Source organism: Pseudomonas oleovorans subsp. oleovorans (assembly GCF_002197815.1).
In the GTDB taxonomy this organism is placed as follows: Bacteria; Pseudomonadota; Gammaproteobacteria; order Pseudomonadales; family Pseudomonadaceae; genus Aquipseudomonas; species Aquipseudomonas oleovorans.
In genome coordinates, this window is the sequence record NZ_NIUB01000011.1 from 36384 (window position 1) to 54217 (window position 17834).

The window sequence follows — 17834 nt, forward strand, 5'->3', positions numbered from 1 at the left end:
TCTTTCATGAAGATCCGTTTCAGCAGTTCGAAGGAACAACAACCCACCCAGGACCAGGGGCTGCAGGTGCTCTATGCGCCAGGCAAGCGCCTGGCCTTCAAGCTGCGCTGGTACCTGATCCTGCTGGCGGTGCTCAGCCCCCTGCTGTGGTTGCTGGGCAGCTGGTTGCTCGGCGCGTTGCTGGTGGAGGCGCCAGCCCAGCTGGTGCTGGCGAACACTGAGCTGCGCGCCCGTGAGCCGGCCCAGGTGCAGCAGATCCTGGTGCGTCCGGGCGAGCGGGTGGAGGCGGGCCAGGTGCTGGTGCGGCTGGACAACCCGGAGTGGCGCGCGCGCCTGGCCTTGCTGGCCGAACCGGAGGCGCCGGTCGCCACACCGGACAGCGCTGCGCTGAGCGGTCGCGAGCGTGACACCCTGCTGCGCCTGCTGGCCAGCGCCGAGCAGCGCCTGGCCCAGCTCTCCGCCCTGCAGGCCGCCGGCGCCGCCACCCGTGGCGAGGTGCAGGTGGCGCGTGACGAGCGTGACCGTCGCCAACGCGACCTGCTGCAGTTCGAGCGCCAGCAGGCGGTCGTGGTGGCGCCGGATGCTGCCCAGCAGCAGCGCCTGATCGAGCGCGCCTGGCTGCAGGCGCGCCTGGAGGGTCTGGCCCTGGCGGCACCGGCCGCCGGCGTGGTCAGCGAGCTGCTGGTGGCCGAAGGCGAGAACGTCGGTCCCGGTACGCCACTGCTGAGCCTGAACGCTGAGGATGAGCCGCAGGTGCTGATCTACCTGAACGCGCGGCACACTCGCTATGCGTTGCAGGGGCAGGCGCTGCGCCTGCCCCTGCCTGACGGAAGCTGGCTGGGGGCGCGGGTGGAGCGGGCCGTCGACGACGCCGTGCCGGTGCCGCAGGAACTGCGTCCGGCCTTCAGTCCGCCAACCCGCAGCCTGAAGGTGGTGGCCCGACTGGACGCGCCGCTTCCCGCGTACTGGCGTATCCATCACCTGGCGCTGACCGCGCATTTCCCGCATCGCTGGCCCTGGCTCGAGGCCTGGGCCGACTAACGCCCGCCGGCGAGCCAGGCAGGAATGCGCCGCTCCAGGTAGAACTCCGGTCGCCGCGGTGAGCCGCCGATAAAGCCGACATGGCCGCCGCGTCCGTGCAGTTCCAGCAGGGTGCTGGAAGACAGCTCGTGGGCCTGCGGCACGCTGTGCGGGAAGACGAAGGGGTCGTCGCTGGACTGGATGATCAGCGTGCGCGTGCGGATCTGCCCGAGGTAGTAACGGCTGGAGGCGCGCCGGTAGTAGTCCTCGGCGTCGGCATAGCCGTGCAGCGGCGCGGTGAAGCGTGCATCGAAATCCCAGAAGGTGCGCATGCCCTCCAGCGGACCCAGCTGCTGCAGCGCTGCCAGGCGCTCATGATGGCCTTCGTCAGTGAAGCGCTGCTGCTTGTCGCGCACATAGGCGACCAGCGCGCGCATGAAATGCGCCTGGTAGACCTTGGAGAAACCGCGGTCGATGCGCTCGGCGCAGTGGTCCAGGCGAAACGGCACCGATACCGCCACCGCAGCCTGCAAGCCCGAGGCCTCGCCCGACTCGCCCAGGTACTTGAGCAGCACGTTGCCGCCCAGCGAGTAGCCCACCGCGTACAGCGGCGCCATCGGCCGTTGCGCGCGCAGGTGGGCCACGGCCGATGCCAGATCCTCGCTGGCGCCGGAGTGATAGCCACGCGGCAACAGGTTGGGCTCGCCGGAGCAGCCGCGCCAGTTCAGCGCCACGCTGGCCCAGCCGCGCGCGGCCAGCGCCTGTTGCAGCCCCAGCACGTAGAGCGAGTTGGAACTGCCGGTCAGGCCGTGCAGCACCAGCACCAGCGGCGCATGGGTGTCATGCGGGCCGTACCAGTCGAGGTCGAGAAAATCGCCATCGTCCAGCCACAGCCGCTCGCGCTGCCGTTCCAGTTGCGGCGGCTTGCGACAGAAGGGGTTCCACAGCGTCTGCAGATGCGGGCCGGGGAGCCACCAGGCGGGGCGAAAGTCAGTGTTCATCGGGTGGCCGGTCGTTATTCTGGTGTAGGGCGTACTCGGCTTTGGCTTCCTGCGTCGTTTTACCTCCTGCATCCATGCAGTCGTCGCGAAACAGTACGCCGTCGCGGAATCTATCGTGACGCCGGTGCCAGGGCAGGGAGGTGGCAAGCTCTGGCATGATCCAGGCGGACTGTTCGCTGGCGCTCCTGAGTCCGCCCTACGCACTCCTCTGCCAAAGCGCATAATGCACCTGACCGGTGTGTTTTTCGCGGTGCAGGCGCCAGTTGCCGGGCAGACCCAGCGTCGAGGGCGCGGTTTCGCTTTCGGTATAGACCCAGGCGTCGTCGCTCAGCCAGCCCTGCGCTTCCAGCAGGTTGCAGGCGTCCTGCAGCAGGTTCTTGTGGAACGGCGGGTCGAGCAGAACGATATCGAAGCGGCGCGGCGCCGGACGCGCCAACAGTTGCAGGGCATCGCCCAGATGAATCTCGCCCGTGCTGCATTGCAGCGTCGCCAGGTGGCCGCGCAAGGCGCTCACCGAGGCCGGGTTGAGGTCGCAGGCCAGACCGCTGGCAGCACCACGCGACAGCGCTTCGAGCAGCAGTGCGCCGCTGCCGGCGAAGGGGTCGAGCACATAAGCGCCCTCGACATAGGGCGCCAGCCAGTTGAACAGCGTCTCACGCACCCGATCCGGGGTCGGGCGCAGGCCTGGCCCGTCGGGGAAAGCAAAGCGCCGCGAACGCCACTGCCCGCCGATGATGCGCAACTGACCCTGGCCGCCGTGAGCCTTGGCGGCCGGTTTTGGCTGTGTGCGACCACGCATCAGTGCGGCACCGCGCTGGGCAGTTCGGCCGGGCGCTCGGTGGGCGGCGGGAGCTCTTTTTGCGGCACCGTCGGGCCGGCAGTGACCACCACCAGCGCCTCGGGGTCGAGGTGTTTGGCCATTGCCGCTTTCACTTGATCGGTCGTGAGGTTCTGCACGTCACGCATGAAGTCGTCCAGATAGCTCAGTGGCAGGTCGTAGAAACCCATCGAGGCCAGTTGGCCGACGATGGCAGCGTTGCTCGCGGTGGACAGCGGGAAGCTGCCGGCCAGCTCACGCTTGGCGTTGTCCAGTTCCTGCTGGGTAGGGCCGTCACGCAGGTAGTCGGCGAGCAGTTGCTTGACCAGCGCCAGGGTGCCTTCGCTCAAGTCCGCTCGGGTCTGCAGGTTGATCATGAACGGGCCGCGTGCCTGCATGGCGCTGAAACCGGAGTAGACGCCGTAGGTCAGGCCACGCTTCTCGCGCACTTCGCTCATCAGGCGAGTGCCGAAACCGCCGCCGCCGAAAATCTGGTTGCCCAGGTACAGCGCGGTATAGTCCGGGTCGCGCCTATCGATGCCGAGCTGGGCGATCATCAGGTGGGTCTGGTTGGACGGGTACTCGATATGGCTGGCGCCGGGCTTGGGCGTCTGCGGCTGGGCGATCTTGGCCAGCGCCGGGCCTGGCGGCAGGGCGGCGGATACCTGGTCGGCGATGGCCTCGGCCTCGGCGCGCGACAGATCGCCAACCAGCGCGATCACCGCATTGCCGGCGGCATAGGCACGGGCATGGAAAGCCTGCAGCTGCTGGCGGGTGATGGCCGGGATCGATTGCGCCGTGCCTTCGCTCGGGTGAGCGTAGGGGTGCTGACCGTACAGGCGCTCGAACAATTCGAGGCTGGCCAGTTTGCCCGGGTTCTGCTTCTGGAGCTCGAAGCCGGCCAGCAACTGGTTCTTGATCCGTGCCAGCGAGTCGGCGGGGAAGGTGGGCTTGCCCAGCACCTCAGCGAACAGGGCTAGTGCCGGTTCGCGCTGCTCCTGCGCGCTCAGGCTGCGCAGGCTGGCCACCGCCATGTCGCGGTAGGCGCCGTTGCCGAACTCGGCACCGAGCCCCTCGAAGCCGGCGGCGATGGCGCCGACGTCCTTGCCCGGTACGCCTTCGTTGAGCATGGCGTTGGTCAGGGTGGCCAGGCCTGGCACGCCGCCGTCCTGACTGCTGCCGGCGGCGAAGGTCAGGCGCAGGTCGAACATCGGTAGCTCATGTGCTTCGACGAACAGCACCTTGGCGCCTTGCGCGGTCTGCCAGGTCTGGATATCCAGGGTGCGGCGGGTTGGCGCCTTGCCGTCGAGTGCGGCCAGCGACTGCAGCTTGGCGGCATCGCCAGTCACGGTGCTGTCGGACAGGTTGGCGCAGGCGCCCAGTGCCAGGGCGCTGGACAGGATCAGGCCGAGCAGGCCCAGGCGGCGGTGCTCAGTCTTCATGGGCGGGACTCCTTATTGCGGGACTCTTCGGGCAGTACGTTGGCGACGCTCAGGCGCTCGCGGACGAAGAAGGTGCGTGCGGCCTGCTGGATGTCGGCCGGGGTGACGGCCTCCAGCTCGGCCAGCTCCTGGTCGATCAGTTGCCAGGACAGGCCGACGGTTTCCAGTTGGCCGATGCTGGTGGCCTGGCTGGTGATCGAATCGCGCTCGAATACCAGGCCGGCGATCACCTGGGCACGTACGCGGGCCAGTTCGGCGGCGGACGGCGGGGCTTTCTTCAGTTCTTCCAGTTCGCGCCACAGGCCGGCCTCGGCCTGCTCCAGGGTCTTGCCCTTCTGTACGTTGGGCGTGGCCGAGACGATGAACAGGCTGTCGCCACGGGTGAAGGCGTTGTACCAGGCGCTGGCGCCCGAGACGAGTTCTTCGCCGCGTTCCAGGCGGGTGGACAGGCGTGCGCTGTAGCCGCCGTCGAGCAGGGCGGCGGCCAGGCGCAGGGCATAGACCTGGCGCGGCGTTTCGGCGGTGGCCAGACCCGGTACGTTGAAGCCCATGAGCAGGCTCGGCAACTGCGTCTTGAGGTGCAGCGTGGTGCGGCGTTCGCCCGGCGCGGCCAGCTCCAGCGGCAGTTTGGCGGTCGGCACGTCACCGCGCGGAATGTCGCCGAAGTAGCGCTGCACCTGGGTCTTGACCTCATCCACGCTGACGTCACCGACCACCACCAGGGTGGCGTTGTTCGGTGCGTACCACTTCTGGTGCCAGGCACGCAGGTCATCGATATGCATGCGCTCGAGGTCGGCCATCCAGCCGATGGTGGGGATGCTGTAACCGCTGGCCGGGTAAGCCATGGCCTTGAAGCGCTCGTAGGCCAGCGAAGACGGGCGGTCGTCGGTGCGCAGGCGGCGTTCTTCCTTGATGACTTCGATTTCCTTGGCGAACTCGTCGGCTGGCAGCTTCAGGCTGGCCAGGCGGTCGGCTTCCAGCTCCAGCGCCACGCCCAGACGGTCGCTGGCCAGCACCTGGTAATAGGCGGTGTAGTCGTCGCTGGTAAAGGCGTTTTCCTCGGCGCCCAGCTCCCGCAGGATGCGCGAGGCTTCGCCGGGGCCGAGCTTGCCGCTGCCCTTGAACATCATGTGTTCCAGTGCGTGAGAGAGGCCGGTGGAACCGGGCGTCTCGTAGCTGGAGCCGACCTTGTACCAAAGCTGGCTGACCACCACGGGGGCGCGGTGATCCTCGCGAACGATGACCTTGAGGCCATTGTCGAGTGTAAATTCATGAGTGGGCTGCGGCGCAGCAGCGAACGCCGCCAGCGGCAGGCAACAAAACACTCCCAGAATCAGGCCGAGGGTGCGGCGTGCAGTGACAATCATCGGGTGTCGTCCTGTTTGGATGGCCGAGGCGGTCTAACCGCCGTTGACAAGAGGGTGTCAGGATACTCCATCCATACTACGAAGCACCGCCCTTGGGATATCGGAACAAGCGATTAGGTTCTGCGTCGCAGCGAATTGGATTCAGTCGATAATCGGCGCGCTGATGGTGCTCACGCTTGCCGACAGTTCCAGTAGCAAGCCATTGACCTGTTCGGCGCTCATGCCGAAAGGGTCCAGGCGGTCGCTGCAGGAGTATTTCAGAAAAAGTTCTCGGTTGACCTGCTTGGCGCCGGCCCAGCCCATGCTCCAGCTGGCGTAGCGGCGAACGTGGATCTCTTCGTAGTCGAAAATCGTCAGGTCCTTGTGGCGGTTATCCTCTGCCAAACGGTTGTACAACACGTTGATGGCCGTTCGTGGTCCTTCCAGTGCTTGAACAAAGGTGTCGGCGTTACAGCACAGGATGCCAGTGAGGCCGCGTATCGGGTTGTTGCGTTGCGAGCTTTCGAGAATATCGCGGATCAGTTGTGAAGACATGCCATGGCTGGCGCGGCTGGCATAGGTAAGGCGGACAAGCATGCTGGCGACCCCGCAAAGGATGAGCTGAGGAAGATGTTCGACAATGGCGTGTCAGACTGTACAGCTTTTGCATAGGTTTTTGGGCGCGCTACTGTCGGGTCTCGCGCTGGCGATGGTGATTACCGCAGGCGCCTGATCAGCGGCAGGAAACTGGCAGGCTGCAACGCTGCGCGGTAGCGCTCTAAAGTGGTAAAGTCTCGGGCTGTTTCGTACAGCGCAAGCCCTTTGATGTGCCCGTGCGGGCGGTTGCCCCGGGACATACCTGGCAAGCGAATTTTTCTGGATGCGGCACGCGGCACCGACTGCCTGCGATGACTGCTCGCCCCTTTGAGAAGACCCATGTTTGGTTCCAAAGACGACAAGAATCCACCGGCTGAGGCCGATACTCAGGCTCAGCCTATGAGTGAAGAGAAGAAATCCCTGTTCAGTTGGTGGCGCAAGAAACCCGCAGAAACTGCTGCCAAGTCGACTCAATCCGCGCCCATCGAGCAAACTGTTACCCAGGAGCCTGTCGAGTCGACGACGCTTGAGCCCGCGGCTGTAGCCGAGCCTGAAGTGGCTGAGGTCGCGTCCGCTCCAGCACCACAGCCTGAAGCGCAGGCTGCTGAACCCCCAGCCGCCCCTGTCGTTATTGAACCGCCGCTGGTCGTGTCCGAGCCTGCTGTCGAGACCGCACCCGTCGTGGCTGCGCCAGCTCTCGTCGCGGCGCCAGTCACTCAGGAAAAGCCGAGCTTTTTCGCCCGCCTCAAGCAAGGCCTGTCCAAAACCAGCGCCAGCCTCGGTGAAGGCATGGCCAGCCTGTTCCTCGGCAAGAAGGCCATCGACGATGACCTGCTCGACGATCTGGAAACCCGCCTGCTCACCGCCGACGTTGGCGTCGAGGCGACCACCGCGATCATCGGCAACCTGACCAAGCGCGTGGCGCGCAAGGAGCTCGCCGACAGCGGCGCCCTGTACAAGGCACTGCAGGAAGAGTTGGTCAGCCTGCTCAAGCCGGTCGAGCAGCCGCTGGTCATCGACACTGCCAAACAGCCTTACGTGATTCTCGTCGTAGGTGTGAACGGCGTGGGCAAGACCACCACCATCGGCAAGCTGGCCAAGAAGCTGCAGCTCGAAGGCAAGAAGGTCATGCTCGCCGCGGGCGACACCTTCCGCGCCGCTGCGGTGGAGCAACTGCAGGTCTGGGGCGAGCGCAACAACATTGCGGTCATCGCTCAGCACACCGGCGCCGATTCGGCTTCGGTGATCTTCGATGCGGTGCAGGCCGCCAAGTCGCGTGGCATCGACGTGCTTATCGCCGACACCGCCGGGCGCCTGCACACCAAAGACAACCTGATGGAAGAGTTGAAGAAGGTCCGTCGGGTGATCGGCAAGCTGGACGAAACCGCGCCGCATGAGGTGCTGCTGGTACTCGATGCCGGCACCGGGCAGAACGCCATCAACCAGGCCAAGCAGTTCAACCAGACCGTGAACCTCACCGGTCTGGCACTGACCAAACTCGACGGCACCGCCAAGGGCGGCGTTATCTTCGCCCTGGCCAAGCAGTTCGGTCTGCCGATTCGCTATATCGGCGTGGGTGAAGGCATCGATGACCTGCGTCCGTTCCAGGCGCAGGCTTTCGTCCAGGCACTCTTCGAGGAGCGCGAGCGGGCATGATCCGATTCGAGCAGGTCGCCAAGCGTTACCCCAATGGCCATGTCGGGCTGCACGAGCTGACTTTCCGCGTTCGCCCGGGCGAATTTCTCTTCGTCACCGGTCACTCCGGCGCCGGCAAGAGCACGCTGCTGCGTTTGCTGCTGGCGATGGAACGGCCCACCAGCGGCAAGTTGCTGCTGGCCGGGCAGGACCTGTCGACCATCACCAATGCGCAGATTCCCTTCCTGCGCCGGCAGATCGGTGTGGTGTTCCAGAACCACCAGTTGCTGTTCGACCGCACTGTGTACGACAACGTAGCGCTGCCGCTGCAGATTCTCGGCCTGTCCAAGCCGGAGATCGCCAAGCGCGTCGGCGCGGCGCTGGAGCGCGTCAGCCTCAGTGACAAGGCGGCGCAATCGCCTGGCGATCTGTCCACCGGTCAGCAGCAGCGTGTCGGCATCGCCCGCGCCATCGTCCACCGTCCGGCCCTGCTGCTGGCGGATGAGCCCACCGGTAACCTCGACCCGCGCCTGGCCGCCGAGATCATGGGGGTGTTCGAAGACATCAACCAGTTGGGCACCACCGTGCTGATCGCCAGTCACGACCTGGCGCTGATCGCACGCATGCGCCAGCGCATGCTCACCCTGCAACGCGGTCGCCTGATCGGTGACGGGGAGGCTGCCTGATGAGCGCATCGAAAATGCCCACGCCGCAACCGGCCGAACGGGTCGGCGCGGCGCCGCGCAACAAGGTGGTCGACGGCCCGGCGGACGAGCCGGATTTTCGCACGCTGTTCCATGCCTGGCTGGAAAGCCACCGCGCCAGCCTGGTCGACAGCCTGCGCCGCCTGGCGCGTCAGCCCATCGGCAGTTTCTTCACCTGCCTGGTGATGGCCGTGGCGTTGAGCCTGCCCATGGGTCTGTCGCTGCTGTTGGACAACGTCGAGAAGCTCGGCGGCTCCTGGCAGCGTGCGGCGCAGATTTCCCTGTTCCTCGACATGTCGGCCGGCGAGCGCGATGGTCAGGCACTGCGCGGGCAGATCGCGGCGATGGATGACGTTGCCGAGGCCGAATGGATCAGCCGCGAACAGGCACTGGAAGAGTTCCAGCAGCTGTCCGGTCTGGGTCAGGCGCTCAAGGAGTTGCCGGATAATCCGCTGCCCGGCGTGGTGCTGGTAACGCCCAAGGAAGTCGACAAGGCCAAGCTTGAGGCCCTGCGCCAGCGCCTGGCGGAGCTGCCCAAGGTAGAGCAGGCGCAGCTCGATCTGGTCTGGGTCGAGCGCCTGACTGCCATCCTCAAACTGGGTGATCGTTTCGTCTTCGGCCTCAGCCTGCTGCTGATTCTGGCGCTGCTGCTGGTGATCGGTAACACCATCCGCCTGCATATCGAAAACCGCCGTGCCGAGATCGAAGTGATCAAGCTGGTGGGCGGCACCGATGGCTATGTACGCCGTCCCTTCCTTTATATGGGCGCGTTGTACGGTTTTGGCGCAGGCATCTTCGCCTGGTTGCTGCTGGCCTTCGGGCTGGATTGGCTGAACGATGCTGTAGTACGTTTGGCCGGTCTTTACGGTAGCGATTTCGCGCTGGGTGGCGTACCTTCTTCTGATGGTTTTTCGCTGCTGTTTGGCGCCGTGCTGTTGGGCTATATTGGCGCCTGGCTGGCGGTGGCGCGTCATCTGAACGAACTTGCACCCCGTTAGGGCGTTGTTCGGTAAGGCTGAACGCAGGCTGACAAGTCATTGTTTTGGTTGATATTGACTATCTCTCAGGGAACTTATCCACAGGTTTTGCATCAGATGGCTCAGTGCTACACTGCACGAGTTTCGTGAATCGGAGGATTCGAATGTCCACTTCCTTGCAATCTGTCCATGCTCTGGTTCCAGGCGCCAACCTGGAAGCGTACGTGCATGCGGTCAACAGCATTCCGCTGCTGACGCCTGAGCAGGAGCGTGAACTGGCCGAAAATCTCTTTTACCAGCAGGATCTCGAGGCCGCCCGCCAGATGGTGTTGGCCCACCTGCGTTTCGTGGTGCATATCGCGCGCAGCTACTCCGGCTATGGTCTGGCCCAGGCCGACCTGATCCAGGAAGGCAATGTCGGCCTGATGAAGGCGGTCAAGCGCTTCAATCCGGAAATGGGCGTGCGTCTGGTGTCCTTCGCCGTGCACTGGATCCGTGCCGAGATCCACGAGTTCATCCTGAAGAACTGGCGCATCGTCAAAGTGGCCACCACCAAGGCCCAGCGCAAACTGTTCTTCAACCTGCGCAGCCAGAAGAAGCGTCTGGCCTGGCTGAACAACGATGAAGTGACCGCCGTGGCCGCAAGCCTGGGCGTCGAGCTGCACGAAGTGCGCGAGATGGAAAGTCGCCTGACCGGCCAGGACATGGCCTTCGACCCGGCTGCCGATGCCGACGATGACAGTGCCTTCCAGTCACCCGCGCATTATCTGGAAGACCATCGTTACGACCCGGCTCGTCAGCTCGAGGATGCCGATTGGAGCGACAGTTCCAGCAGCAACCTGCACGAAGCGCTGGAAAGCCTGGACGAGCGCAGCCGCGACATCCTCTACCAGCGCTGGCTGGCCGAGGAGAAGGCGACGCTGCACGACCTAGCCGCCAAGTACAATGTGTCGGCCGAGCGTATTCGTCAGCTTGAAAAGAACGCGATGAACAAGCTCAAAGGCTATATCGCCGCCTGAGTCTGCCGTTACCCCGAAAAGCCGCACCCTGGTGCGGCTTTTTTCTGTCTGGAGCGATTGCCTTGAACAAAGCCCCACTGAAAGCGCAGCACTGGCTGATATTCGCGCTCGTCGCCGCGCTGTTCTTCGCCTGGGGTGCCTGGCTGATGCGCAGTACCGAGGTTGAGCCGGTGGCCAATCTGCAGCAGTGGCGTGATGTGCTGTTGCAGCCGCTGGCCGAAGACGAGTTGATGCTGCGTGAGGTGCAGGCGTCAGCGCCAGGCGAGCTGTGGCTGGCGCCGCGCCTGGACTGCGCACGGCTTTTCTATCGTGCGTCGCTCGACGGGGAAGAGGGCGACTGGTTGCTCGAGGCGGAGGTTAGGTTAAGCCTTGAGCAGCGCAACAGTCTGATGGCGGCGCAGGGCCTTCAGGCCGGTGATGCCGAGTTGGCCCTTGGTCAATCACTGGTCGATCAGATGGCTGGTTTTTCCATCGCCAGCCTCAATCTGAGTGCCCCGCAAGCGCTGGCCAGCGACCGCCTGGCTGCCAGTCTCGGGCAGCCACGCTTGACGTTGGAGCTGGCCGAAGGCCAGGCCTGGGTCTATCCACAATGGGGGCTGACCGTGCATCTGCAGGGCGACGAGGTCGAGCTGTTGCACGCCGTCCCGCGCAAGGCTTTTCGCGCTACCCGCTAGCTTACAGCCAGCGCGGCCACCAATCGGGGCGCTGCGGCTTGAGTTGATTGAGGTAGTGGCTGCCCCCCAACTGATTCATTTGCTGGCGAATCCAGGCTGCGCGGCGATTGACGTAGGCGTCCGGTCGGCCTGCGCTCCAACGCAGCGGGTTAGGTAGCACCGCTGCCAGCTGGCTGGCCTGCTGGCGATTGAGATAAGGCGCGCCGACACCGAAATGGTGTTGTGCCGCGGCTTCGGCGCCAAAGATGCCATCGCCCCACTCGACGCTATTGAGGTACACCTCAAGGATGCGTTCTTTCGACCAGAGCACTTCGATCAGTGCGGTGAACCAGGCTTCCAGCCCTTTGCGCAGCCAACTGCGTCCGGACCAGAGAAACAGGTTCTTCGCCACCTGCTGGCTGAGGGTGCTGGCGCCTCTTAGTGAGCCGCCGCTCTGGTTATGCGCCAGCGCCGCCTGAATCGCGCCGACATCGAACCCCCAGTGTTCGGCGAATTTCTGGTCTTCAGCGGCGATCACCGCCATCTTCAGGTGATCCGGGAGTTCTTTCCAGGGGCGCCACTGGCGCTTCAGCTCGATGGGCTGTTCGCTGCCCCAGGATTCGATCTTGCGCTCGATCATCAAGGCCGTGCCGGGCGGCGGCACCCAGCGCAACACGAGCACCAGCAAGGCGCTGGCCAGCATCAGCCAGAGCAGCAGTTTCAGCAGGCGGCGGGTCAGGGCTCGAAGCATGGGGTCTCGCAATGATTGGGCGTGGCGCTATTAAAACAAAAAATCGCCGGGAGCGATTTTTGACGTCGGCTCTGCCGACGGCCCACAGGGTTGCCGCCAGGGATGGCAGGCAGCAAAAAATCGCCGGGAGCGATTTTTGACGTCGGCTCTGCCGACGGCCCGCTAGGGTTACCGCCAGGGATGGCAGGTAGCAAAAAATCGCCGGCAGCGATTTTTGACATCGGCTTGTACATTTCCGCGACACCACAGGCTTGGGCGCCGGTGTGACAATAACGACCATCTCGCCACACGAGCCAGTGGTTAAACTGCGCTCTGGTCGATCTATCCAGGAGTTTCCATGGCTCGTCTCTGGCTGTTGCTATCCGCTTTTGCCGGCTTTACCGGTGTCGCTCTGGGCGCCTTTGCCGCTCACGGTCTGAAGAGCCGCCTGACGCCCGAGTATCTGGCGGTGTTCCAGACCGGTACGCACTATCAGCTCATCCATGCGCTGGCTCTGTTCGGTGTCGGTCTGCTGGCGCTGCATATGCCCGGACGCTTGGTAAACCTGGCCGGTGGCGCTTTCGCCGTGGGTATCCTGCTGTTCTCTGGCAGCCTCTACCTGCTGACGCTCAGCGGTATCGGCAAGCTTGGCATGATCACCCCGTTCGGCGGCGTTGCCTTCCTGATCGGCTGGCTATGCCTGGGTTTGGCGGCCTGGAGACTGGCCTGACCCTGGCGTCAGAAATGAGGACGAATGGCGCCTTTTAGCCTTGGTCGTGGCCAGTTAACGGGCTAGAATGCCGGCCCTCTTTCCAGTTGTGACCGAGTCGTCATGCGTATCCAGTTGAATGGTGAACCCTTCGAACTGCCGGATAACCAGAGCGTCGCCGACCTGTTGGTTCGCCTCGACCTGACCGGGCGCCGTGTGGCGGTCGAGCTCAATCTGGACATCGTTCCACGCAGCCAGCACGACAGCACTCAGCTCGCCGAGGGCGATCAGGTGGAAGTGGTGCACGCCATCGGCGGCGGCTGACCTCACGAGGAGTATTCCATGAGCCAAGTTCGCAGCGACAAGCCCTTCACCCTGGCCGGTCGTACGTTCCAGTCGCGCCTGCTGGTCGGTACCGGCAAGTACAAGGATATGGACGAGACCCGTGACGCCATCGCGGCTTCCGGTGCCGAGATCGTCACCGTGGCCGTGCGTCGCACCAACATCGGCCAGAACCCCGGTGAACCGAACCTGCTCGACGTGATCAGCCCGGACCAGTACACCATCCTGCCCAATACCGCCGGCTGCTATGACGCTGTCGAGGCCGTGCGCACCTGCCGCCTGGCGCGTGAGCTGCTCGATGGCCGCAACCTGGTCAAGCTGGAAGTGCTGGCCGACCAGAAAACCCTGTTCCCCAACGTCATCGAAACCATCAAGGCCGCCGAAGTGCTGGTCAAGGACGGTTTCGACGTCATGGTCTACACCAGTGACGACCCGATCATCGCCCGCCAACTGGCCGAGATCGGCTGCATCGCGGTGATGCCGCTGGCCGGCCTGATCGGCTCGGGCCTGGGTATCTGCAACCCCTACAACCTGCGCATCATCCTCGAGGAGTCGAAGGTGCCGGTGCTGGTCGATGCCGGCGTGGGCACGGCCTCCGACGCCACCATCGCCATGGAACTGGGCTGCGAGGCCGTGCTGATGAACAGCGCCATCGCCGAAGCGCAGAATCCGGTGCTGATGGCGCGCGCCATGCAGTATGCCGTCGAGGCTGGCCGCCTGGCCTACCTGGCCGGTCGCATGCCGAAGAAACTCTATGCCAGTGCGTCGTCGCCGCTGACTGGCCTGATCAACTAAGGATGACGATTGGCTGCGTGCCGGTCCGCCGGCGCGCCAGTCGTAACGCAATCTACAAGAGTCCAGCATGACCGATACCCAACAGCCCGAACTGACCGAAGACGGTCGCCAGCGCCGTACCATCAAGAGCTTCGTGATGCGTGCCGGGCGCATGACCGAGGGCCAGCAGCGCGGCATCGACAAGGGCTGGCCGTTGTTCGGCCTGGAGCTGGAAGATGGTCTGCGCGACTTCGACCAAGTGTTCGGTCGCAGTGCGCCGCGCACCTTCGAGATCGGCTTCGGTATGGGCCACTCCACCCTGGAGATGGCTGCTGCTGCGCCTGAACAGGATTTCATCGGTGTCGAGGTACACAAGCCTGGCGTGGGTGCGCTGCTCAACGGTGCGATGACGCAGGGCCTCAGCAACCTGCGGGTCTACAGCTGCGATGCGCTGGAGGTGCTGCGTGACTGCGTGGCCGACGCCAGCCTCGATCGCGTGCTGCTGTTCTTCCCCGACCCCTGGCACAAGTCGCGCCACCACAAGCGCCGCATCGTCCAGCCGGCTTTTGCCGAGCTGGTGCGCAGCAAGTTGAAGATCGGTGGTGTGCTGCACATGGCTACCGATTGGGAGAACTACGCCGAGCACATGCTCGAAGTGATGAATGCAGCGCCGGGCTATCGCAACCTGGCGGCCGATGGCACCTACGTGCCGCGTCCCGAGGAGCGTCCGGTGACCAAGTTCGAACGTCGTGGCGAGCGTCTCGGCCATGGCGTGTGGGATCTGAAGTTTCAGCGTCAGGAGTGATTGCCGAACGATCCTGTCCGTAGGGATCGCCCGTATATAGAACCGGCAGGATGCACGATTAGATCGGGATAACCCGACGGCCAGGACGGCGCCTCACCTCAGAACCTGCTCACGATCTGCTGCGCGTCGGCGCTACTGCGTTAAAAACAAGCTCGGAATGCTCATTTACCACTCGTAAAGTCGAGCGCGACTCCGACCGTTCCTCGCTTGTTTTTGCGGGGCCGCCATCGGTGTTGTATCGCTCTAGCTCGCGAGATCGTGAGCAGGCTCTCAGAACACAACAAAGACAAGCGCACCTGCAAGGTGCGCGGACAATAGCGGCGCCGCTGTCATGTCGTCGCGAGGAGAGCATTGCGTTGAGATCGGTTTCCCTACTTCTGCTGAGCGCCCTGGCGTTTCAGGCCCAGGCCAGCGTCGATGCCAGCCAGGCTGCACGTCTGGGTCAGGAACTGACCCCGCTGGGCGGCGAGCGCGCTGCCAATGCCAGTGGCACCATCCCAGCCTGGACGGGTGGCCTGGCCACGCCGCCGGCCAACTACCAGCCGGGTATGCACCACCCGGATCCTTACGCGGATGACAACCTGTTGTATCGCGTCGACAGCCAGAATCTGGCGCAGTACGAGCAACAGTTGCCGGTCGGCCTCAAGACGCTGCTGCAGCAGAACCCAAGCTTCTATTTGCGCGTATTCCCGACTCGCCGCAGTGCAGCTGCGCCGCAGCGCATCTACGACGCCACCCGCTTCAATGCACTGAATGCCGAGCTGATTTCTGGCGGTAACGGTGTTCAGGGCGCTGCGGCCGGTGTGCCGTTTCCGATACCGCAGAATGGCCAGGAGGCCATCTGGAACCACATCATGCGCTACCGTGGCGACCAGATCAGCATGGTCACCAACCAGGCAGCGGTGCTCGCCAACGGCGGCTACAACTTGCTCAAGCTCGAGCGCGACATCTATTTCCTCTACGGTCGCGAAGGTGTGGCCCCGCAGGATCTGGACAACACTCTGTTCTACTACAAGTACAAGGTGGTGGCGCCGGCCAAGCTGGCCGGTTCGGCGCTGGTGGTGCAGGAGACCCTCGACCAGGTGCTGGCGATTCGCAAGGCCTGGCGCTTCAATCGTGGTGAGCGCCGTGTGCGCCGTCTGCCGATGCTTGCCTACGACACCCTGCAGCCCGATACCAACGGCATGGCCACGGCCGACCAGGTGGACGCCTACAACGGCGCACCGGATCGCTACGCATGGCAACTGCTGGGCAAGCGCGAGATGCTGGTGCCGTACAACAGTTATGCCGTGCACCAGCAGGGCATCCCCTACGCCGATATTCTTCAGGCCCGGCACATCAACCCCGCGCTGCTGCGCTATGAATTGCACCGCGTTTGGGTGGTGGAGGCGGATCTGCGCACGGGCTTCAGCCATCCATATGCCAAGCGCCGCTTTTACCTGGACGAAGACAGCTGGCAGATTCTTGCCGTCGACCTGTACGACCGCAGCGGCAATCTGATTGGCCTGCAGGAAGCGCATCCGATCAGCTATTACGACGTGCCCATGTTCGGTTCCACGCTTGAAACCGTCTATGACTTCAAGGGCGGGCGCTACTTCGCCGATGGTCTGGACAACAACGAGAAGATGTACGACTTCAATGCCCGGCTGAGCCCGCGCGACTTCACCCCGCAGGCCCTGCGCCGCGAAGGCAACTGAGCCACGGGCTGCACTGGCGGCCTGTGCTGTGCTGCTCCGCTGTTTGATCCGTGGCAATACCGCCGCCGCCCGTTGGGCTAGAGTCAGATATCTCGGACTCTAATGAGGGCAAGGCCATGAGCCTGATGAAAGCGGCTGTGTTTATCGAACCCGGGCGTATCGAACTGGTGGACAAACCGATTCCACCAGTCGGGGCCAACGATGCGCTGGTGCGTATCACCACTACCACCATCTGCGGCACCGACGTACACATTCTCAAGGGGGAGTACCCGGTGGCCAGTGGGCTGACCGTGGGTCACGAGCCGGTGGGGGTGATCGAGAAGCTGGGCGCCAATGTGCAGGGCTATCAGGAAGGCCAGCGGGTCATCGCCGGCGCCATCTGTCCCAGCTTCACCTCCTACGCCTGCCAGGATGGTTATCCGGCCCAGGATGGTGGCTGCCAGTGCCACGGTTACAAACCCATGGGCGGCTGGCGCTTCGGCAACAGCATCGACGGCACCCAGGCCGAATATGTGCTGGTTCCCGACGCCCAGGCCAATCTGGCGCCGGTACCGGATGGCCTGAGCGACGAGCAGGTGCTGATGTGTCCGGACATCATGTCCACCGGTTTTGCCGGTGCCGAGGCGGCCAATATCAAGATCGGCGATGTGGTGGCGGTGTTCGCCCAGGGGCCGATTGGCCTGTGCGCCACCGCCGGAGCCAAGTTGCGCGGGGCCAGCACGATCATCGCCATCGATGGTGTCGACGAACGCCTGCGTATTGCCCGCCAGCTCGGCGCCGACGTCACCCTGAATTTCCGCGAAGTGGACGTGGTGGACGAGATCTTCAAGCTCACCGGCGGCCGTGGCGTGGATGCCTCGATCGAGGCGCTGGGCCTGCAGAGCACCTTCGAACAGGCGTTGCGGGTGCTCAAGCCGGGCGGCACGCTGTCCAGTCTGGGGGTTTACTCCAGCGACCTGACCATTCCACTGGGTGCCTTCCACGCCGGGCTGGGCGACCACCGTATCGTTACCTCGCTGTGCCCGGGGGGCAAGGAACGCATGCGCCGTTTGCTCAATGTGGTGGCCTCCGAGCGCGTCGACCTCGGCGCGTTGGTCACTCACCAGTATCGCTTGGAGAACATCGTCGAGGCCTACGACCTGTTCGCCAATCAGCGCGACGGCGTACTCAAGGTGGCGATCAAGCCATTCTGAAGCCTTCGTCCTGCGCGTCGCTGATGACGCGCAGGACGATCTAGTTGCGGTCGGCGAGGATGCCGATTACCACGAAGATCAGGATCAGTACTGGCGCCAGGGTGAAGTTGTTGAACTGCGCCAGCCCCTTGGCCAGCCAGGGCGTGAGGAAGACGATCGCCAGGCCATAGCCGACCGCGCAGAACACCACGAACAGTAGGGTGCGCAGGACGAAATTGAGGTTGCCGATGGTGCGTTGAACCCAGGCGTTGATGGCTGGGCCGAACAGCACCAGCAAAGTGGCCATGATGGCCAGGGAGATATCGCCGAGGTGGCTGCGGCTCCAGCGCGAGAGGGTGACGATCAGGTCCAGTAGCAGATCCATGCAGGCTCC

20 protein-coding genes are annotated in these 17834 nt (G+C 64.1%); 12 read left to right on the forward strand and 8 right to left on the reverse strand.

Annotation, left to right across the window (positions count from 1 at the left end; translation table 11 throughout):
• Positions 1 to 6: 6 nt before the first annotated feature.
• Positions 7 to 1041, forward strand: coding sequence for an HlyD family efflux transporter periplasmic adaptor subunit (locus PSOLE_RS08560; protein WP_088339308.1), 1035 nt, complete (start codon positions 7 to 9; stop codon positions 1039 to 1041).
• On the opposite strand, the gene PSOLE_RS08565 is transcribed toward PSOLE_RS08560, so the two are convergent.
• From PSOLE_RS08565 to PSOLE_RS23650, 6 genes are all read right to left on the reverse strand, one after another.
• A complete protein-coding gene (locus PSOLE_RS08565) occupies positions 1038 to 2021 on the reverse strand; it encodes a hydrolase (RefSeq protein ID WP_074855368.1) in 984 nt (327 codons plus the stop codon). The genes PSOLE_RS08560 and PSOLE_RS08565 overlap by 4 nt on opposite strands.
• Positions 2022 to 2217: 196 nt before the next feature.
• The gene (rsmD, locus tag PSOLE_RS08570; protein ID WP_074855369.1) at positions 2218 to 2820 is read right to left on the reverse strand and encodes a 16S rRNA (guanine(966)-N(2))-methyltransferase RsmD; all 603 of its coding nucleotides are present in this window, start codon (positions 2818 to 2820) and stop codon (positions 2218 to 2220) included.
• On the reverse strand, positions 2820 to 4280 hold the full coding sequence (locus tag PSOLE_RS08575; protein ID WP_074855370.1) for a M16 family metallopeptidase: 1461 nt from the start codon (positions 4278 to 4280) through the stop codon (positions 2820 to 2822). Before PSOLE_RS08575 ends, rsmD begins: the two co-directional genes overlap by 1 nt.
• Positions 4277 to 5647: a M16 family metallopeptidase gene (locus PSOLE_RS08580; RefSeq protein WP_074855371.1), complete on the reverse strand. Its 1371-nt coding sequence runs from the start codon at positions 5645 to 5647 to the stop codon at positions 4277 to 4279. Before PSOLE_RS08580 ends, PSOLE_RS08575 begins: the two co-directional genes overlap by 4 nt.
• 141 nt (positions 5648 to 5788) lie before the next feature.
• Positions 5789 to 6223 carry a BLUF domain-containing protein gene (locus tag PSOLE_RS08585; protein ID WP_074855372.1) on the reverse strand — a complete coding sequence of 145 codons (435 nt, stop codon included), beginning with the start codon at positions 6221 to 6223 and terminating at the stop codon, positions 5789 to 5791.
• Between the two features lie 119 nt (positions 6224 to 6342).
• The gene (locus PSOLE_RS23650; protein ID WP_128578752.1) at positions 6343 to 6564 is read right to left on the reverse strand and encodes a hypothetical protein; all 222 of its coding nucleotides are present in this window, start codon (positions 6562 to 6564) and stop codon (positions 6343 to 6345) included.
• Here PSOLE_RS23650 and ftsY point away from each other — a divergent pair.
• The 5 genes from ftsY to PSOLE_RS08610 all read left to right on the forward strand — a co-directional run bounded on the left by ftsY (position 6563) and on the right by PSOLE_RS08610 (position 11232).
• Positions 6563 to 7879, forward strand: coding sequence for a signal recognition particle-docking protein FtsY (gene ftsY, locus PSOLE_RS08590; protein ID WP_074855373.1), 1317 nt, complete (start codon positions 6563 to 6565; stop codon positions 7877 to 7879). The genes PSOLE_RS23650 and ftsY overlap by 2 nt on opposite strands.
• The gene (gene ftsE, locus PSOLE_RS08595; protein ID WP_003463983.1) at positions 7876 to 8544 is read left to right on the forward strand and encodes a cell division ATP-binding protein FtsE; all 669 of its coding nucleotides are present in this window, start codon (positions 7876 to 7878) and stop codon (positions 8542 to 8544) included. The genes ftsY and ftsE overlap by 4 nt, the downstream gene beginning before the upstream one ends.
• Positions 8544 to 9560, forward strand: a complete 1017-nt coding sequence (gene ftsX, locus PSOLE_RS08600; protein WP_074855374.1) for a permease-like cell division protein FtsX — start codon at positions 8544 to 8546, stop codon at positions 9558 to 9560. The genes ftsE and ftsX overlap by 1 nt, the downstream gene beginning before the upstream one ends.
• 143 nt (positions 9561 to 9703) lie before the next feature.
• Positions 9704 to 10558, forward strand: a complete 855-nt coding sequence (gene rpoH / locus PSOLE_RS08605; RefSeq protein WP_074855375.1) for an RNA polymerase sigma factor RpoH — start codon at positions 9704 to 9706, stop codon at positions 10556 to 10558.
• Positions 10559 to 10620: 62 nt separating this feature from the next.
• Complete coding sequence (locus PSOLE_RS08610; protein ID WP_074855376.1) at positions 10621 to 11232, forward strand: hypothetical protein; 612 nt, start codon at positions 10621 to 10623, stop codon at positions 11230 to 11232.
• A 1-nt stretch (position 11233) separates the two neighbouring features.
• Here the strand turns inward: PSOLE_RS08610 and mtgA are convergent, their stop codons facing one another.
• Positions 11234 to 11962 carry a monofunctional biosynthetic peptidoglycan transglycosylase gene (mtgA, locus tag PSOLE_RS08615; protein WP_074855377.1) on the reverse strand — a complete coding sequence of 243 codons (729 nt, stop codon included), beginning with the start codon at positions 11960 to 11962 and terminating at the stop codon, positions 11234 to 11236.
• Positions 11963 to 12299: 337 nt separating this feature from the next.
• Here mtgA and PSOLE_RS08620 point away from each other — a divergent pair, with 337 nt between their 5' ends.
• The 6 genes from PSOLE_RS08620 to PSOLE_RS08645 all read left to right on the forward strand — a co-directional run bounded on the left by PSOLE_RS08620 (position 12300) and on the right by PSOLE_RS08645 (position 17461).
• Positions 12300 to 12671 carry a DUF423 domain-containing protein gene (locus PSOLE_RS08620; RefSeq protein ID WP_074855378.1) on the forward strand — a complete coding sequence of 124 codons (372 nt, stop codon included), beginning with the start codon at positions 12300 to 12302 and terminating at the stop codon, positions 12669 to 12671.
• A 102-nt stretch (positions 12672 to 12773) separates the two neighbouring features.
• Entirely contained in the window at positions 12774 to 12974 is a 201-nt protein-coding gene (thiS, locus tag PSOLE_RS08625) for a sulfur carrier protein ThiS (RefSeq protein ID WP_003463964.1), read from the forward strand.
• Between the two features lie 18 nt (positions 12975 to 12992).
• On the forward strand, positions 12993 to 13787 hold the full coding sequence (locus PSOLE_RS08630) for a thiazole synthase (RefSeq protein ID WP_074855379.1): 795 nt from the start codon (positions 12993 to 12995) through the stop codon (positions 13785 to 13787).
• A 67-nt stretch (positions 13788 to 13854) separates the two neighbouring features.
• The gene (gene trmB, locus PSOLE_RS08635) at positions 13855 to 14571 is read left to right on the forward strand and encodes a tRNA (guanosine(46)-N7)-methyltransferase TrmB (protein ID WP_003463960.1); all 717 of its coding nucleotides are present in this window, start codon (positions 13855 to 13857) and stop codon (positions 14569 to 14571) included.
• Between the two features lie 356 nt (positions 14572 to 14927).
• A complete protein-coding gene (locus PSOLE_RS08640; protein WP_074855380.1) occupies positions 14928 to 16268 on the forward strand; it encodes a DUF1329 domain-containing protein in 1341 nt (446 codons plus the stop codon).
• A 116-nt stretch (positions 16269 to 16384) separates the two neighbouring features.
• Positions 16385 to 17461 (forward strand): NAD(P)-dependent alcohol dehydrogenase, encoded by a 1077-nt coding sequence (locus PSOLE_RS08645; protein ID WP_074855381.1) that lies wholly within the window; start codon positions 16385 to 16387, stop codon positions 17459 to 17461.
• A 40-nt stretch (positions 17462 to 17501) separates the two neighbouring features.
• Here PSOLE_RS08645 and PSOLE_RS08650 read toward each other — a convergent pair whose 3' ends face one another.
• Positions 17502 to 17825 carry a DUF3392 domain-containing protein gene (locus PSOLE_RS08650; protein WP_074855382.1) on the reverse strand — a complete coding sequence of 108 codons (324 nt, stop codon included), beginning with the start codon at positions 17823 to 17825 and terminating at the stop codon, positions 17502 to 17504.
• Positions 17826 to 17834 lie beyond the last annotated feature (9 nt).

Excerpts from the sequence above, each read along its gene's own strand:
- PSOLE_RS08560 (WP_088339308.1), top strand. The coding sequence starts at position 7 with ATGAAGATCCGTTTCAGCAGTTCGAAGGAACAACAACCCACCCAGGAC.
- PSOLE_RS08565 (WP_074855368.1), bottom strand. The coding sequence starts at position 2,021 with ATGAACACTGACTTTCGCCCCGCCTGGTGGCTCCCCGGCCCGCATCTG.
- rsmD (WP_074855369.1), bottom strand. The coding sequence starts at position 2,820 with ATGCGTGGTCGCACACAGCCAAAACCGGCCGCCAAGGCTCACGGCGGC.
- PSOLE_RS08575 (WP_074855370.1), bottom strand. The coding sequence starts at position 4,280 with ATGAAGACTGAGCACCGCCGCCTGGGCCTGCTCGGCCTGATCCTGTCC.
- PSOLE_RS08580 (WP_074855371.1), bottom strand. The coding sequence starts at position 5,647 with ATGATTGTCACTGCACGCCGCACCCTCGGCCTGATTCTGGGAGTGTTT.
- PSOLE_RS08585 (WP_074855372.1), bottom strand. The coding sequence starts at position 6,223 with ATGCTTGTCCGCCTTACCTATGCCAGCCGCGCCAGCCATGGCATGTCT.
- ftsY (WP_074855373.1), top strand. The coding sequence starts at position 6,563 with ATGTTTGGTTCCAAAGACGACAAGAATCCACCGGCTGAGGCCGATACT.
- PSOLE_RS23650 (WP_128578752.1), bottom strand. The coding sequence starts at position 6,564 with ATGGGTCTTCTCAAAGGGGCGAGCAGTCATCGCAGGCAGTCGGTGCCG.
- ftsE (WP_003463983.1), top strand. The coding sequence starts at position 7,876 with ATGATCCGATTCGAGCAGGTCGCCAAGCGTTACCCCAATGGCCATGTC.
- ftsX (WP_074855374.1), top strand. The coding sequence starts at position 8,544 with ATGAGCGCATCGAAAATGCCCACGCCGCAACCGGCCGAACGGGTCGGC.
- rpoH (WP_074855375.1), top strand. The coding sequence starts at position 9,704 with ATGTCCACTTCCTTGCAATCTGTCCATGCTCTGGTTCCAGGCGCCAAC.
- mtgA (WP_074855377.1), bottom strand. The coding sequence starts at position 11,962 with ATGCTTCGAGCCCTGACCCGCCGCCTGCTGAAACTGCTGCTCTGGCTG.
- PSOLE_RS08620 (WP_074855378.1), top strand. The coding sequence starts at position 12,300 with ATGGCTCGTCTCTGGCTGTTGCTATCCGCTTTTGCCGGCTTTACCGGT.
- thiS (WP_003463964.1), top strand. The coding sequence starts at position 12,774 with ATGCGTATCCAGTTGAATGGTGAACCCTTCGAACTGCCGGATAACCAG.
- PSOLE_RS08630 (WP_074855379.1), top strand. The coding sequence starts at position 12,993 with ATGAGCCAAGTTCGCAGCGACAAGCCCTTCACCCTGGCCGGTCGTACG.
- trmB (WP_003463960.1), top strand. The coding sequence starts at position 13,855 with ATGACCGATACCCAACAGCCCGAACTGACCGAAGACGGTCGCCAGCGC.
- PSOLE_RS08645 (WP_074855381.1), top strand. The coding sequence starts at position 16,385 with ATGAGCCTGATGAAAGCGGCTGTGTTTATCGAACCCGGGCGTATCGAA.
- PSOLE_RS08650 (WP_074855382.1), bottom strand. The coding sequence starts at position 17,825 with ATGGATCTGCTACTGGACCTGATCGTCACCCTCTCGCGCTGGAGCCGC.